This window comes from Streptomyces sp. NPDC088910, assembly GCF_044749865.1.
In the GTDB taxonomy this organism is placed as follows: Bacteria; Actinomycetota; Actinomycetes; order Streptomycetales; family Streptomycetaceae; genus Actinacidiphila.
Map to the genome: position 1 here is coordinate 400,931 of NZ_JBIVIV010000005.1, position 16,097 is coordinate 417,027.

Below are 16,097 nucleotides of genomic sequence, written 5' to 3' on the forward strand. Positions count from 1 at the left end.
GTCATGAGGCGGCCACACCGGGCGGGTTGACCGCGGGAATCCAGCCGACCAGGCGTCCGCCGGTGTAGATCAGACCGCCCATGCCGAAGGCGCCGTTGAGGCCGCCCCAGACGTACCAGAGCGGGGAGATCTTGCCGCCGATGGCCGCCATGACGGCCGACAGGTCGCGGAAGCCGCTCAGACCGCCGATGACGCCCGCCCAGTCCTTGGCGAAGTTCAGCGGATCGGTGAACAGCTTTCCCCACATCGCGCCGGCGCCCTTGAACTGAAGTCCCGCCGACTCCCAGAAGCCCAGTTCGGGGGTGATGGCCCCGAATTTGCCCAACAGCCAGTTGGTGGCGGGGTTGTTGAACCAGTCCGACATGTTCGTCCAGCCGGTGGCCGGGTTGATCGGCATGACGAAGTCGCCGGGCACGGTGTTCACCCCGCCGATCACGCTCGGCCCGGTGCGGGTGCCCGCGCCCGCCGCGGGCCCCATCGGGGTCAGCTCGATCGGCGCACCGGGGCCCCAGTGCAGTTGCGGGGGGTTGGTCGTCACCGGGCGGGGCCGGCCGGCCAGCTGGCCGAGCGTCTTGGCCGCGTTGGCCAGGCCCTTGGCGGCCAGCGAGGCGATGGCGCCGATGCCCGCGAGGCCGAGACCGACCGCCCCGAGGATCACGTCGGCCAGGCTGCCCTTGCCGTGCGCGTACAGCACGATGTTGGCGACCAGGGTGATCGCGCCTGCCACCACTCCCGCGATGATCAGCGCGTTCACGCCGGGGATGAGGATCGCGAGGACTCCGAGGATCATGCCGATGATGGCGAAGATCTGGCTGATCTTGGCCATGACGGCGTCGAGCTTGTCCTTCCAGGAGTCGGTCAGGCCGTCGTCGTACTTCTTGCAGTTGACCGCGTCGCCGAAGCGCTTGCCCGCGACGTTCAGCGCGTCCATCGCGTTGGTCAGCCGCGTCTTGGCCGCCGCCAGCTTCCCGTCCGCGTCGGCGGTCGCCTTGTCCTTGTCGGAGCCCTTCTGCTGCTCCTCGGGGGTGGTGGTGCCGTCCGGCTGCTTCTGCGGGTCGGGCATGGCGTGCGCCTTGGTCTGGTCGTTCTTGGCCTCTTCGGCGTCGGTGCGCGCGGCGGCCGTCTCGTTCAGCCCCTGTTCGAGGTCGGGCTCGTACTTCTTGATCTCCGCGGCGACGTCGTGGTAGCGCACCGCGGCCTTGGTGAGGCTGTCCTTGACGCTGGTCGCCTCGGACCTCAGGCCCTCCACGTACTGGCCCGCCAGGCTGTCGCTGTCGGTGTCGACGATCCGCTGGAGCTTGGTGATCGCGTCGTCGATGGTGTCGGCGATGTGCTGGTAGCGCGTCTGCGCGCCGCTCACCACGTCGAGGTCGGTGTGGATCGGGTCCGAGTGCCGGTCCAGTGGCGACCAGTCGAGGTTTCTGATGGACATGCGGTTCTCCTTGTGACGCTCGTCAGCCGTCCTGGCGCTCAGCCGTAAACCCAGCCGTGGGCCCGGCCGCGGGCCCGGCCATGGACCCAGTCGCGGGCCCCGCCGTGGAACCAGCCGTGGACCCAGTCATCGGCTCAGCCGTCCTCGAACGAGTCCAGCAACTGCTGGTCCGCCTGCGCCCACGCCTCGTCGACCTTGTTGACCTTGTCGCGCAGGCTCTTCATGGACTTGACCATCGCGTCACGGTGCACGGTCCAGTTGTCGGCGAAGTCGCCCATCGACAGGTTGGCGTTGAGCTGACCCCACAGGCCCTTGTCGTCGTTCTGGAAGTCCAGCGCTCCCTCGAACTGACCGATCAGCTCGCTGAGGTCGCTCGCGAGGCTCTGGAGGTCCTTCACCACGAGGTCCGCCATCACTGCTCCCTGTTGTCGTGTGCGGAGTTGTCGCGTGCGGGCTCGCCGGCGGCCGGCGGCAGCGGGATCTGGGCGGGCAGCAGGCTGCCGCTGCCCAGGTGCACCAGGGCGGCGCCCGGTACGACCCTGGCGGCGAGCTGGGAGCGGGACAGCCGCACCCCCACCAGGTCGCCGTCGTTCAAGGTGGGCGGCGACAGCAGGACGCCGCGCCGGTTGCGCTTGACCTCGGACTGCCAGCCGGAGAAGCCCATCGCCACCGAGGCGACGTCCCCGCCGAGGACCACGCCCCGCCTGCTTCCCGACGCCTTCTTCACGAACGCCTTCAGCCAGTCGCGGCACGGCAGGTCGCGCCAGGTCTCGGCGTCGTCGACCACGAGGACGACGGGCCCGTCACCGGGGTTCAGCAGATCGGAGAACTGCTGCTCGGTGGGGGCGTCCGCGGTGATGACACCGCGCACCCCGGTCCTGCCCTCGAAGGCCCGCAGCGGTGAGTTCATGGGAGCGCCGATGACGATCTCGACGCCGCCGCGCAGCAGCGACTCGGTCATGACGGTCAGCGCGGTGCTCCGCCCCGACCTGGACGGTCCCGCGACCAGGAAGGTCGGCTGATCGCCCATCAGGTCGGCGCCGACGGGTTCGAGGTCGTCGCCCGCGACGCCCACCAGCGCCCACATGGGCTTCGGCGTCTCCTCCACCATCTCCCACGCCTGGTCGAAGGAGAGTTGGGTGGGCAGCACCGCGATCCGGTTGGGGCGGGCCGATTTGGGGACTCCCGCCTCGCGTTCGGTGAGCCGGGCCGCCAGCGCGTGCACGGCGGCGGCCTGCGCGGGGCCCGCCGGGTCGTCCGCCACCAGCCCGACCTGGGTCTCGATCGCGCTGGGCGCGCGGTAGCCGCGGCCCGGCGGCAGATTCTCCGGGATCTTCCGCGAGTTCAACCCCGCCAGGCCCATGTCGCTGCGGTCGGAGAGCCGCAGCACCAGCTTGTCGTCGCACAGCGAACTCATCCGGCCGCTCAGCAGCATGTGGTCGCCCGCGATGACCAGGTGCACCCCGGCGCTCGCGCCTTCCCGGTGCAGGGTCTGGATCAGATTGGTCAGCGACCCGCTGTCGTACTCGCTGAGGGTGCCCATGAACCCCTCCCAGCGGTCGAGAAGCAGCACGATGTGCGGCAGCCGTTCGGCCTCGGGCCGGGCCGCGCGCTGCTCGGTCACATCGGCGAACCCGCCCTCGCCGAGGAGTCGTTGACGGTTCTGCACCTCGGCGTGCAGCCGCCTGAGCAGCCGGGCGGCGCGGTCGGTCTCCGAGCGCTGCACCACCGCGCCGCAGTGCGGCAGCCGGGTGAGCGGCAGCAGTGCGCCGTTGCCGCAGTCGAGCCCGTACAGGTGCAGGTCGGCGACGGTGGACTGGCTGGCCGCCGCGGCGGCGAAGGTGCGCAGCGCCATGGAGCGGCCCGAGCGGGGCGCGCCGACGATGTGCAGGTGGCCGAAGGTGGCCAGGTCCACCGTCACCGTCTCCTGGCGCTGCCGCATCGGCAGGTCCTGGATGGCCCACGAGAAGGACGGGTCCTGCCGGGAGCCGCGGACCGGGTCGGCCGTCAGGTCGACCACCGCGGACAGCGGCAGCGGCGGCAGCCACGGGCGGCGCTGCGCGGCGATGCCCAGCATGGCGTTGGCCTGGCCGATGGCCGACACCAGGACCGACAGGTCGGTCACCTCGTCGGTCTCGGCGACGGTGCGCGGGCGCTGGGGCGCGGGCAGGCCGAGGTCGAGCCAGGAGACCGGGCGCAGGAAGGGCGCGGCCGTCGCGGCGGTCCTGTCGGCCATGGGACGGCGGCCGCCGACCCGGCCGGTCTGGAACGGGATCAGCGAGCTGTGCCCGAGCCGCGCGTACGCCCGTCCGGGCGTGGCCGTCGTGATGGCCGCGGCCTCCCGGGCGTCGATGACGTCGGTGCTCTCTCCCGCGTCGGTCACCCGCAGGGCGACCCGCAGGTTGGTGTTGGCGCGGATCTCCGCCGACACCACGCCGGACGGGCGCTGCGTCGCCAGGATCAGGTGGATGCCGAGGGAGCGCCCGCGCTGGGCGATGTTGACCAGGCCGGTGACGAAGTCGGGCAGTTCACGCGCCATCGAGGCGAACTCGTCGATGACGATGACCAGTCGGGGAATGGGGGGCAGTTCCGGCCTGCGGCCCGCGTAATCGAGGTAGTCCTCCAGGTCCTTGGCGCCCGCCGCCGCCAACTGGTGCTCGCGGTGGGTGAGTTCGGCGCTCAGCGAGGTCAGGGCCCGCTCGACGAGGTGCGGGTCGAGGTCGGTCACCAGGCCGACGGTGTGGGGCAGGTCGACGCAGTCCTTGAACGCGGCGCCGCCCTTGTAGTCGACCAGGACGAAGGTCATGGCGTCCGGGCGGTTGGCGACGGCCAGCGAGGCCACCAGGCTCTGCAGGAACTCGGACTTGCCCGAGCCCGTGGTGCCCGCCACGAGTCCGTGCGGGCCGTGGTTGACCAGGTCCAGGGCGAACGGCCCGTTGAGCGAGTAGCCGACGACGGCCTTGGTGCCACGGCCGGAGGAACGCCAGCGGGCGGCGATCGCCGCGGGGGTCGGCTCTTCGAGGCCCAGGATCTCCAGCAGCCGCGCGGAGGCGGGCAGGGCGGCGTCGCCCTGGTTCTCGCTGACGTCGCGCAGCGGCGCCAGTCTGCGTCCGGCCGAGGCGTACCAGCTCTCCGGGACCTCGTCGGAGACGATGCCGTCGACCTGCGCGGCGCGCTGTCTGCGCAGGGTGGCCGGCCGCGAGCCGCCGCCGATGACGACGGTCGCGCACTCCTCGGGCAGTGTCCGCTCGTCGGCGTCCACGCAGATGCTGTAGACGCCGACCGCGGGGCCTTCCTGGAGGATCGCCACCACTCCGGGCAGCGCCCGCAGCCGCCGGGCGCCGTCCATCAGCACGACGACGTCGGGGTCCGCGAACGCGGCGCCGACCCCGGCGTTGAGCCGGGCCTGCTGGCGTACGTGGATGAGTTCGCTCAGTTCCGCGACCCGGCGGCCGAGGGTCTCGGCGTCGGCGCCCATCAGGGACAGGGCCTGCTGGCCCAGCAGCGGCCGGGAGTGCGGCAGCCAGGCGGCCCACTCCCACAGGGACTCGCCCGCCGGGTCGGTCAGGATGTACAACTGCACGTCGCGGGGGCTCTGGAGGACGGCGAGCTGTCCGGTCAGCCAGCGCGCCATGTGCCGCGGCCAGCCCTCGGGTCCCACGACGCCGACGACTCCGGCCTCCGCGATGGAGAAGGCGGCCGGTACGTCGGGGGCCGCCCGCAGGTCCCGGCCGCGCCGCGTGCCGTCGCCCTGTTCGACGGCGATGGCCGTGGGCAGGTCGGCGATGCCGACCCTGACCAGCAGGTGGTCGGGGTCGGTGCGGCGGCGTTCCCAGAGCCGGGACCGCGGGCCGGTGGCGATGACGAGCAGTTCGGCGGGGTCGGGGCTCGCGGCGCGGCGGTCGCGGCGCTCCTGTTCGAGCGCCGTCGCGATCTCGGCCTCGGTCGCCTCCAACTGGGCTCCGTACTCGGCCACTTGGCGGCGGTGGCTGATCCGGCCCTGCCGCCGTCCGGTGAACCAGCTCCCGAGCATCATGACCGGCGACATCGCCGCCATCATCAGGAACATGGGGTTGTGGAACATCACCGCGATGAGGCTGCCGAGGACGGCGGGCAGGGCCGCGGTCAGCCACGGCAGCGCGTTCAGGGAGGGCGGCCTGGGCTGGGACGGCAGCCGGAACACGGTGTGCTGCACGGGGGGAAGCAGCCGGGGAGGGCGGTTGTAGTCGAGGTACTCGCCGTCGGGCGAGGGCTCGACGACCGCGTCGGGGCGCAGCAGGGGGTGGGCCTCCAGGAAGGTCTCGCCGACCAGGAGTTGGACCGTCTCGGGCCAGGCCACGTCGTGGTCGGGCAGGGCGACGCGGTCGAGCAGCGCGGAGTGCCCGACGGCGCGCACCCGTACCGAGGCGTCGAGGGAGATCCGGACGACGGCGGCCACCGGCGGCCCGCCGCCCACGTCGACCTGGCAGTCGGCGCCCGATCCGACGCGGTACTCGCCCGCGCCGAGGAACCAGATCCGTCCCGCGCCCGCGCCCGCGACGGCCCGGACGGTCACCAGGCCGACGGGCGGGGTCTCCGCGGGTCCGGGCCGGTCGAGCCAGAGCACGGTGCCGTCGTGGATGCCGCTGCCGGCCAGGGGCAGCGAGAGGTCGAGCGGCTGGTCGGCGAGGTAGACCGCCGCCTCCGCCGGACCACCGAGCGCCGGGGGCCGCGACCCGTCGAGACTGTCCAGCAGATTCTTGACGACATCGCGGAGCGGGGTGGTGGGATCGGCGTCCACCGCGACGTCGGCCGACCAGTCGGGGGATCGGGCGATGGTGATCATCATGGGCATGGTTCCCCCCTCGTGGATCGGACGCCCGCACGCCCGGCGCGGGGTGCGGGCGGCGCCGGTGGACCGGCCGCGGCCCGCTACTTCTGGTTGAGCGAGCTGGCGAGCTGGGTGTCCATGTCCTGCATCGCGTCCACGGCCTTGTCGAGCCACTGCGACAACTGGTCCAGCGTCTCCATGGCCTGGTTGGCCGACGTGACGAATTCGGTGTGCACCTCGTCGAACCTGCCGGACGCCTGGTCGGTGACGAACCCCGAGCCGGTGAGGTTGTCGACGATGTTCTTGCACTCGGTGAGCTTCTGGTCGATGTCGGCCTTGTTGTTGCGCATCTTGCTCGCGCTGTCCGACATCTCCTGATACGTGATGTTCAGATTCGTCATCGTGCGTCCCTTCTGACGTTGCCGGGCTTGCCGGTACGCGGCGGCACGCCGGGCCCGGACGCGGTCGATGCTAGGAACGGCTCCGATGCCTGGTCCAGGGCTCGCGGGCGACCTTGGGCCCCTGGGCCCAAGGGGGCGCCGCCGCCCCGCGCCCGGCGTTGACACCCCCGTGGCGGGCTACCACCGTTCACAGGACACAGCGTGCGCGGCACACCGCGGGCGCGGCGCGACCGTCCCTGTGACGACGTGAGTGAACGTGCTGACGGCGTGGGCGGACGCGAGTGAAGACGTGAGTGAAGGAGACACAGGTGACACCCCCGTCCCGATCCGCCGATCGCCTTCCTCGCCGCACCGACTGGAGCGCCCGGCTGCGCCGGTCGCGAAGGTCCGGGCAGCGACCGGGTTCGGCGCCGCGTGCCGATCACGGTCTGTGGACCGTGGACCGGGTCATCCGCGTCCTGGCCACCGCCTGCGACCGCGAGAACCGTGCCGTTCCGGTGGCCCATGTGGTGGTCGTCGGGCCCGAGACCGTCTGGTTCCACCTCAGGACGCCCGATCAGCGGCCACCGGCCGGGTGGACCGCGGACCAGGACGGGCGGACCTGGCACGCCCAGTTGCGCTGGCTCCAGAGCGCGAGCGTGGCGGAGTCGCTGCCGGAGCCGTATCCGCGGCTGGTCCCGCTCGGCAACACCGGCAAGGGCTTCGTGCTGCTCAACCTGGGCGAGGTCGGCGGGCTCATCGGCCTGGAGGGCGACGCCCGGCAGGCGCGGGCCCTGGCCCACGACTGGGCCCGCGAACTGGCCGCCAGCCCCTGGTCCCGCGAGGTGCGCGTGGTCCGTGTCGGCTTCAAACCGGTCCCCGGCGCGGGGGCGCCGGCCGAGCCGCAGGACCCGGCCGACACCGACGCGGCGCTGGAGGACGAGGCGGGCGGGGTGCTGCTGCTGGGCGGCTCGCCCGGCGGCCGGGACCGCGAACGCTTCCAGCGGCTGGCCGACGACCCGGACGGCCGGTGGACGGTCGTCGTCGTCGGCCGCACCGATCAGCCCCGCTGGCGCTTCACCATCGACTCGGCCGGCGTCGTGGACACCGGGCTGCTGGACGAGCGGGTCGCGCACCGGCTCGACCCGGACGCGGAGTTGCCCCCGTCCCAGGAAGGCGACGACATTCCCGTCGGCCGCACGGCCGGGAGGCCCGCCGAGCCCGGCCCGCGGACCAAACCCGTCGTCACCCGGGGCCGGGTCGTCGTCGCGTCGGTCGCCGTGCTCTGCCTCGCGGGGGTCGGGCTCGGGCTCGCGCTGCACGGCTCCTCCTCGCCCTCGACCACGGTCGCGCACGCCTCCGACACCACGACGGCGCCCGCGCCGACCACGGCCGGTCCGTCGCCGTCGGCGGCCTCGCCGTCCGGTGCCGCGCCGGGCTCGGCGCCACCCGCGTCCGCGCCGCCCGCGTCCGCGCCGCCCGCGTCCGCTCCGGCCTCGGGACCGGCGTCGGCGGCCAACGCGCCGAAGCCGCCGGGGGCTCCGCTGAAGAACGCGGCGACCGGCAAGTGCCTCACCGCGGGCGCGGGTACGGACGGCACCCCGCTGGCGCTCGCGGCGTGCGACGACAGCCTCGTCCAGCGGTGGCACATCAGCCCCGACGGGACCATCCGCGCCAACGACCTGTGCATGGACGCCGCCTGGGGCGGGACCACCCCCGGCACGGTCGTCCAGGTCGCGAATTGCAGCGGCAACGTCGCGCAGAAGTTCTCGCTGCGCGGCAGCACCGTCTACTCCGCTCACGCGGCCCTGTGCCTGAGCGAGGTCGACAACGGCACCGGCGTCCGTCTGGCCCCCTGCGGCGCGGGCGGCCCCGAAGCCTTCAAACGGCCCTGACCCGAACCTCGGCCCCTCTCCGCCGCCCGGCCGCGATGGCCGGGCGGCGGAGAGGGGCCCTGTCACACCCCCGCTGTCGGCCCTCCGCCTGTCCCGGCCTGTCGTCGGCGGGCGGGAAGAGGCAGGCTTGGCCGGACAGGACAAGATCGCCGCCGTCCGCCAGGAGAGAAGAAGCGATGAAGCACATCACCCTGCGTGACCTGGACGTTGCCCGGATCGGCCTGGGCGCGATGGGCATGTCCCACGCCTACACCGGCGCGGGAACCGACGACACGGAGTCGGTCCGTACGCTGCACCGCGCCCTGGAACTGGGCGTCACGTTCATCGACACCGCCGAGGTCTACGGCCCCTACACCAACGAAACGCTCGTCGGCCGCGCGCTGAGGGGCCGCCGCGACGAGGTCGTGCTGGCCACGAAGTTCGGGCTGATCTCGCACACCGGCCGCCAGGGCGCGGACAGCACTCCCGCGAACATCCGCGCCGCCGTCGAGGGCTCGCTGACCCGGCTGGGCACCGACCGCATCGACCTGTACTACCAGCACCGGGTCGACCCCGGCACCCCGATCGAGGACACCGTCGGGGCGCTCGCCGAGCTGGTCGCCGAGGGCAAGATCCGGCACATCGGCCTGTCCGAGGCCGGCCCGGAGACCATCCGCCGCGCCCACGCCGTCCACCCGGTCACGGCCGTCCAGTCGGAGTACTCCCTGTTCACCCGCGACCCCGAGGCGCGCGTGCTGCCGGTGCTGCGCGAGCTGAACATCGGCTTCGTGCCCTTCTCACCCCTCGGGCGCGGCTTCCTGACCGGCGCGATCCGCTCCACCGACCAGTTCGACGCCGACGACTTCCGGGCTGACAACCCCCGGTTCACGAAGGAGAACTTCCAGCACAATCTGCGGCTGGCCGACGAGGTCGCCGCCGTCGGCGCCGAGATCGACGCCACCCCGGCGCAGGTCGCGCTGGCCTGGCTGCTGGCCCAGGGCGACGACATCGCTCCCATCCCCGGCACCCGGCGCGTCACCCGCGTCGAGGAGAATTCCACCGCCGACGCCGTCCGGCTCAGCGCGGAACAGCTCGACAGGCTCAGCAGCCTCCCCCCGGCCGCGGGAGACACCCACAACGAGGCCCAGATGCGCATGATGGAGCGCTGACCCCCGCCGCCGCACGACTGACGGGCCGCACGGGAGCGAGCGACACCCGGCCGGGGAGGCGACACCCGGCCGGGGAGGCGACACCCGGCCGGGGAGGCGACGCCCGGCCGGGGTGCGACGGCCGCTTGGGGGTCCACGGCCGCTCGGGGGTCCACGGCCGCGCCTCAGCCGTCCTCCGGTGACGGTCCGTCAGACTGGGCATGACGCGTCCCCGCGTGTCGTCCCCTGCACCCCGAGGTACCGATGACCTTCGGTCTGGCCCGCCGCGAACTGCGGCCGAGAGTCCCCCTGCGGCCGGGCGAGGGGGACAAGCAGCACCTGACCAGCATCGAAGGGCTGGCGGCACTGTCGCTGGACGCGCTCAGCTCGGTCGCGTACGGCCCCGAGGCGATCGTGCTGGTCCTGATCGCCGCCGGTTCCGGGGCGCTCAGCGCGACACTGCCGGTGACGCTGGTGATCGCCGGGCTGCTCGCGGTGCTGGTGGTCTCGTACGGGCAGGTCATCGCCGTGCACCCGGACGGCGGTGGCGCGTACGCGGTGGCGAAGAAGGACCTGGGGCAGGGCATCAGTCTGCTCGCCGCCGCGAGCCTCGTCGTCGACTACGTGCTCACCGTCGCCGTCAGCCTCGCCGCGGGCGCCGCGAGCCTCGCCTCCTCCTACCCCTCCCTCGCGCCGCATCTGCTGCCGGTGTGTCTACTCGGGCTCGCCGTGCTCACGGCCGTGAATCTGCGGGGTGTGGCCGAGAGCGCCCGGGTGCTGATGCTGCCGACGGCGCTGTTCATCGCGAGCGTCCTCGGGATCATCGTCTTCGGCCTGGTGCGCTCGCACCCCGTGGCCGTCGTCGGCACTCCCCAACCCGTGCACATCACCGAGTCGTTGGGGCTGCTGCTGCTCCTGAAGGCGTTCTCGGCCGGCTGCTCCTCGCTGACCGGCGTGGAGGCCATCGCCAACGGGGTGCCCGCCTTCCGCGACCCGCGGGTCAGGCGGGCGCAGCGCACCGAGCTGATGCTGGGCGGCCTGCTCGCGCTGATGCTGGTCGGGCTCGCGGTGCTGATCCGCCGCGACCATGTGGCGCCGCGCGGCGACGTGACCGTCCTGGCGCAGCTCACCGCGGGCTCCTTCGGGACCGGCTGGCCGTACGACGCGACGAATCTCGTCGTCACCCTGGCACTGGCGCTGGCCGCCAACACCAGCTTCGGCGGGCTGCCGGTCCTGATGAGCCTGCTGGCCCGCGACCACCGGCTGCCCCACCTGTTCGGTCTGCGCACGGAGCGCCCGGTGTACCGCTGGGGCGTGGGCGCCCTCGCGCTGCTCGCCGCGCTGCTGCTGATCGCCGTGGACGCCGACACCCACCGCATGCTGCCGCTGTTCGCGATCGGCGTGTTCATCGGCTTCACCATCAGCCAGATCGGCCTCGTACGGCACTGGCGCGGGGAGCGTCCCCGCGGCTGGCGCCAGCGCGCGACGCTCAACGGCTTCGGCGCGGTGCTGACGGCGATCGCCGCCGCCGTCCTGCTCGCCGACAAATTCCTCGCCGGGGCCTGGGTGGTGGTGGTCACCGTGCCGCTGCTGATGCTGCTGTTCGCCCGTATCCAGCGCTACTACACCGAGGTCGGGAAGGAGTTGGGGCTCGGTGAGGTCCCGCCGCCGGTCCGGCGCACCGTGTCCCTGGTGATCGTGCCGGTCGGCGAGGTCAGCAGGCTCACCCAGCAGGCGCTGACGGCGGCCCTCAACCTCGGCACCGCCGTCGTCGCCGTCGCCGTGCAGGGCGACCCCGACAAGGCCCGCGCCCTGCGGGAGAGTTGGGACCGCTGGAATCCGGGCGTACGGCTGGACATCGTGGAGAGCCCGCACCGTTCGCTGGTGCAGCCGATCGTCTCCTACGTCGAGCGCGAGGTGGCCAAGGGGCAGCACGTCTCCGTCCTCATCCCCGAGGTGGTGCCGCGCCACCGGCGCTACCAGATCCTCCAGAATCAGCGGGGCCTGCTGCTGGCCTCCGCGCTCAGAGCCCGTACCGACGTCGTGGTGTGCACGATTCCGTACCGGCTGAGCCTGTGAGCGGCCCCTGTCGCCCAGCCGGGGCTGTTGCGAGGGCATCGCAGCTGGTCACAGATGGTATTTCGGGAGTGGCCGCAAGGGGTTCGGTGTGCCACGGTGTCCGACATGGCGGGGACTGAGCACACCCACGGCGAGGCGCACGGCGCCGGTCACCCACACGACCACGACCATGCCGACGACCACGGCCACGGCCCTGACCGGGCGCACGGCCACGCACACGCGACGGGCGGTCGTACGCACCCCGGATCGCGACTGCGGCACCGGCTCGGACATCTCCTGCGGCCCCATTCGCACGAGGCGGCGGACAGCGTGGACGCGGCGCTGGAGTCGTCGGCGCGCGGGATGCGGGCGCTGTGGGTGTCGCTCGCGGTGCTGGGCGCGACCGCGCTCGTCCAGGCGCTGATCGTCGCGGTGTCCGGGTCGGTGGCGCTGCTGGGCGACACCGTGCACAATGCGGCGGACGCGCTGACGGCGGTGCCGCTGGGCATCGCCTTCGTCCTCGGGCGCCGGGCCGCCAACCGCCGCTATACGTACGGCTACGGGCGGGCCGAGGATCTGGCCGGGGTCGCCGTCCTGCTGGCCATCGCCGCGTCGAGCGCCTTCGCGGCCTGGACGGCGGTGGACCGGCTGCTCGATCCGCGTACGGTCACCCACCTGTGGGCGGTGTCCGGTGCGGCGCTGGCCGGATGCGTGGGCAACGAGTGGGTGGCCGGATACCGGATCCGCGTCGGGCGCGACATCGGCTCCGCGGCCCTGGTCGCCGACGGCCTGCACGCCCGTACCGACGGCTTCGCCTCCCTCGCGGTCCTGCTGGGCGCCGCCGGTACGGCCCTGGGGTGGCGCCTCGCGGACCCGGTCGTGGGGCTGCTGATCACCGTGGCGATTCTGGCGGTGCTGCGGGACGCGGCGCGCGGGGTGTTCCGGCGGCTGATGGACGCCGTCGACCCCGAGCTGGTCGACCGGGCCGAGCGGGCGCTCGGCGCGGTGCCGGGGGTGGAGGGGGTCGGGCCGGTCAGGATGCGGTGGATCGGGCACGCGCTGCGGGCCGAGGCCGCGGTCGTGGTCGACCCCGGCATCAGCGTCGTCGCGGCGCACGCCGTCGCCGTGCGGGCCGAGCACGCGCTGCTGCACGCCGTGCCGCGGCTGCGGGCCGCGACCGTCCACATCGACCACGCACCGGCCGGTGCCCACGTCCACGGCGCCGGGGACCCGCACGTGCTCCTCGCCCACCACCAGCCCGTCTGACGCCCGGCGCCGGGCGCGGTCCCGTCCCTGGACGAAAGCCGTCGCGGGCGGGAGGCTGGTACGAGAACGCCGACGCATCCGGCGGTCGGCGGATGGGAGCCCCCGTGATGGACGCCACCAGGTCCGATACCGCACGGTCCGACACGGCCTTGCCCGGCCCCGCCTCGCCCGGACGTCCCGTGGGGCGCGTCGAAATGACCCCGGCCGCCGAAGCGATGGTCGACCAACTGGCCCGGCAGCACGGCCCCCTGATGTTCCATCAGTCCGGCGGCTGCTGCGACGGCAGCTCACCGATGTGCTACCCGCGCGGTGAGTTCCGGGTGGGCGGCGCGGACGTCCTGCTCGGCCGGGTCGCCGGGGACACCCCGTTCTGGATGAGCGCGAGCCAGTACGCGTACTGGAGCCACACCCACCTCACCGTGGACGTCGTGCCCGGCCGCGGCAGCGGCTTCTCGCTTGAGGCCCCCGAGGGCGTCCGCTTCCTCCTGCGCTCCCGGCTGATGACGGACGAGGAGGTCGAGCGGATGGAGACCGAGCCGCCGCTGCCCACCGGGAACACCGTGGACGCCGTGGACGCCGAGGACACAGAGACCGCGGGCTAGGACCGGCGCGGCCCCGGAACCGGGCCGGGCCCGAGGACGGCCGGACCGGAGCCGGCCCGCGCGTCCGGCACAACCTCCTGGTCTGCGCTCTCGACCGGACGATCACGTCTCCCTAGGATGGAAGTCGTCACCGCAGCTTTCGATCAACGAACCACCGTGAGGGGCCCGATGGAGCACCGGGACGCACCGCTTTCCGACAAGATAGATGTGACGGTGCCCGCTGTGGCACGCATGTACGACTACTTGCTGGACGGGAAGGACAACTACCCGGCCGACCGCGAGGCCACGGAGCAATTACTCCTCCAGGTCCCCAGCATGAAGATCCTGGCCCTGAACAACCGTCAGTTCCTGCGCCGGGTGGTGCGCAGGCTCGCGGAGGACTACGGCATCAAGCAGTTCGTGGACCACGGCTCCGGTCTGCCGACGCAGGACAATGTGCACGAGATCGTGCAGCGCATCAACCCCGACGCCCGCGTGGTGTACGTCGACAACGACCCGATCGTGCTCGCCCACGGCCGCGCGCTGCTCCAGCAGAACGAGAACACCTCGGTGATCCAGGCGGACTTCCGCGACACCGAGAGCATCTGGCAGCACGAAGAACTGACGCGGCTGATAGACCTCAACGAGCCGGTCGCCGCGCTCTTCGTGTCGGTGCTGCACTGCATCCGCGACACCGACGACCCCGCGGGCGTCGTCCGGCGCGTCGCCGAGAAGCTGCCCAAGGGAAGCTTCCTGGTGGTCTGTCAGCTCGTCAGCGACGACCCCGAGACCCGCCGGTTCGTCACCGAGTTCATGGACCAGTCCACCGGCGGCCACTGGGGTGAGGTGCGCAAGCCCAGCGACCTCGCCGGTTTCCTCGAAGGCTACGAGATCATCGAGCCGGGCCTGGTGGAGGTCTCCACCTGGCGCCCCGACAGCGACCTCGGCCTCAAGCAGCCCAGCAAGGAATGGATCGAGTACGGCGGCGTGGCCCGCGTGTAGCAACGCCCACGGCAGAGCTTCGGCCCGCACCCCCGGCGAGGGGGATGCGGGCCGGCGTCGTTCTCGGGGGCCGCTCTACTTGTAGCGCTTCAGCGCCTCTTCCAGCAGCACGCGGCTCTCCACCGGCGTCGCCGCCAGCGCGCTCAACTCATCGAGCGCGGCACGGTACTTGTCCAGCTCTTCCAGCCGGTCCAGGTACATCGCGCTCGTCATGTGCTCCAGATAGACCACGTCGGGCAGGAAGCCCTGGGCGAACCGCAGATACGTGACCGCGGAGCCGGGCGTCGCCGCCGCGCTCGCCGACCAGGAGGCGATCTGGAGCCGCACACCGGGCTGGCGCAGCACCACCAGCAGATACTCCAACTGCTCGCGCATCACCGCGGGACCGCCGACCGGGCGGTGCAGCACGCCCTCGTCGATCAGGGCCCACAGCACGGGAGCGCCGGGCTCCGCCATCCTGCGCTGGCGTTCCAGCCGCAACTCCACGCGCCGCTCGACCTCTTCGGGCGAGGCGAGCCGGTGGCCGCTGCGCACGACCGCCTGCGCGTACGAGGGCGTCTGGAGCAGGCCGGGCACGAACTGCGTCTCGTAGGTACGGATCACGTGGGCGTCGCGCTCCAGACCGATCAGGCCCTGGAGCCAGTCGGGAACGACCTCGCCGTACGGCTGCCACCATTCGGGCTTGGCCGAGCGCTGGACCAGGAAGGCGATCTCCGCCCGCTCCTGCTCCGCGACGCCGTAGAGCGCGAGGAGGTCGTCGACGTCCCTTAACTTGAGGGAGACGTGCGCCGTCTCCATGCGGCTGATCTTCGAGGCGTGGCCACGGATACGCTCTCCGGCCTGTGCCGGGCTGACCCCGGCGGCCTCGCGCAGGGCACGCAGATAGTTGCCGAGCACACGTGCCAACGCCTTGGCGCCCATGTCCGGGCGGCGCTCCAGCAGTTGCAGCGGTGATACGAGTTGCGGCTGAGCGGACATGCGGGCTCCCGGTAGAAACTGGACGCACGCCAGTATTGCACTGCGAGGCGCGCTGTCGCGCCCCTACCGGAGTCACGAATTCCCGACTTCACGCCGTCGCGCTCAGCCGTCAACTGTTCTTGTCGTCATTCACTCAGACGGACGCGCCTGAGCGTAACCGCCTCACGCGGTGAGGAAGTCGAAGTCCCCGTCCTTGGCGCCACCGATGAAGGCGACCATCTCGTCGTGCGTGTAGACGAGCGCGGGACCGTGCGGGTCACGGGAGTTGCGGAACGCAACGCCGCCATCAGGCAGTTTGGCCGCCTCGACGCAGTTGCCGCTCTGATTGCTCCGCCCGCTCTTGACCCACTCGACACCCGGGATCTCGTCCGCCCGCACTCCGTTGTCGAACTGCTTCATCCGGCACCACTCCTCTGTGAGTTGTACTCGATCGCTCGCAGTCACAAGCATGCCCGCGACCGCAACTGCGGATGCAATTCCAGATGCAATTGCATCCAAAGTCGTCCCGCTGATGATACTGACAACGGAGGTGTGATCGAGACTCCTGAGCCCCACCAGTACGTGAAGA

General features: G+C 72.3%; 12 protein-coding genes. 6 read left to right on the forward strand and 6 right to left on the reverse strand.

The genetic code is table 11. The annotated features are described in order from the left end of the window. Window position 1: 1 nt before the first annotated feature. The 4 genes from ACIP4Z_RS14975 to ACIP4Z_RS14990 all read right to left on the reverse strand — a co-directional run bounded on the left by ACIP4Z_RS14975 (window position 2) and on the right by ACIP4Z_RS14990 (window position 6,643). Window positions 2-1,432: a hypothetical protein gene (locus ACIP4Z_RS14975; RefSeq protein WP_401307992.1), complete on the reverse strand. Its 1,431-nt coding sequence runs from the start codon at window positions 1,430-1,432 to the stop codon at window positions 2-4. Between the two features lie 134 nt (window positions 1,433-1,566). Continuing rightward, on the reverse strand, window positions 1,567-1,845 hold the full coding sequence (locus ACIP4Z_RS14980) for a hypothetical protein (RefSeq protein WP_355335544.1): 279 nt from the start codon (window positions 1,843-1,845) through the stop codon (window positions 1,567-1,569). Further along, window positions 1,845-6,266 (reverse strand): FtsK/SpoIIIE domain-containing protein, encoded by a 4,422-nt coding sequence (locus ACIP4Z_RS14985; protein ID WP_401307995.1) that lies wholly within the window; start codon window positions 6,264-6,266, stop codon window positions 1,845-1,847. Before ACIP4Z_RS14985 ends, ACIP4Z_RS14980 begins: the two co-directional genes overlap by 1 nt. Window positions 6,267-6,343: 77 nt before the next feature. Beyond that, a complete protein-coding gene (locus tag ACIP4Z_RS14990; protein WP_188285763.1) occupies window positions 6,344-6,643 on the reverse strand; it encodes a WXG100 family type VII secretion target in 300 nt (99 codons plus the stop codon). Between the two features lie 437 nt (window positions 6,644-7,080). Between ACIP4Z_RS14990 and ACIP4Z_RS14995 the strand changes: the two genes are divergently transcribed. The 6 genes from ACIP4Z_RS14995 (at window position 7,081) to ACIP4Z_RS15020 (ending at window position 14,551) form a co-directional block, all read left to right on the forward strand. Beyond that, window positions 7,081-8,517, forward strand: a complete 1,437-nt coding sequence (locus tag ACIP4Z_RS14995; protein WP_401307998.1) for a ricin-type beta-trefoil lectin domain protein — start codon at window positions 7,081-7,083, stop codon at window positions 8,515-8,517. A 176-nt stretch (window positions 8,518-8,693) separates the two neighbouring features. Next, the gene (locus ACIP4Z_RS15000; RefSeq protein WP_401308001.1) at window positions 8,694-9,665 is read left to right on the forward strand and encodes an aldo/keto reductase; all 972 of its coding nucleotides are present in this window, start codon (window positions 8,694-8,696) and stop codon (window positions 9,663-9,665) included. Between the two features lie 243 nt (window positions 9,666-9,908). Continuing rightward, window positions 9,909-11,723, forward strand: a complete 1,815-nt coding sequence (locus ACIP4Z_RS15005; protein WP_391162888.1) for an amino acid permease — start codon at window positions 9,909-9,911, stop codon at window positions 11,721-11,723. Between the two features lie 105 nt (window positions 11,724-11,828). After that, window positions 11,829-12,968 carry a cation diffusion facilitator family transporter gene (locus ACIP4Z_RS15010; protein WP_401308004.1) on the forward strand — a complete coding sequence of 380 codons (1,140 nt, stop codon included), beginning with the start codon at window positions 11,829-11,831 and terminating at the stop codon, window positions 12,966-12,968. Between the two features lie 194 nt (window positions 12,969-13,162). Further along, entirely contained in the window at window positions 13,163-13,570 is a 408-nt protein-coding gene (locus ACIP4Z_RS15015) for a DUF779 domain-containing protein (RefSeq protein ID WP_401308168.1), read from the forward strand. 168 nt (window positions 13,571-13,738) lie between these two features. Continuing rightward, window positions 13,739-14,551, forward strand: coding sequence for an SAM-dependent methyltransferase (locus ACIP4Z_RS15020; RefSeq protein WP_355335559.1), 813 nt, complete (start codon window positions 13,739-13,741; stop codon window positions 14,549-14,551). Between the two features lie 75 nt (window positions 14,552-14,626). Here ACIP4Z_RS15020 and ACIP4Z_RS15025 read toward each other — a convergent pair whose 3' ends face one another. Together ACIP4Z_RS15025 and ACIP4Z_RS15030 are read right to left on the reverse strand one after the other, a co-directional pair. Continuing rightward, complete coding sequence (locus tag ACIP4Z_RS15025; protein ID WP_355335562.1) at window positions 14,627-15,529, reverse strand: helix-turn-helix transcriptional regulator; 903 nt, start codon at window positions 15,527-15,529, stop codon at window positions 14,627-14,629. Window positions 15,530-15,691: 162 nt separating this feature from the next. Next, entirely contained in the window at window positions 15,692-15,928 is a 237-nt protein-coding gene (locus ACIP4Z_RS15030) for a DUF397 domain-containing protein (protein WP_355335565.1), read from the reverse strand. Between the last annotated feature and the right edge of the window lie 169 nt (window positions 15,929-16,097).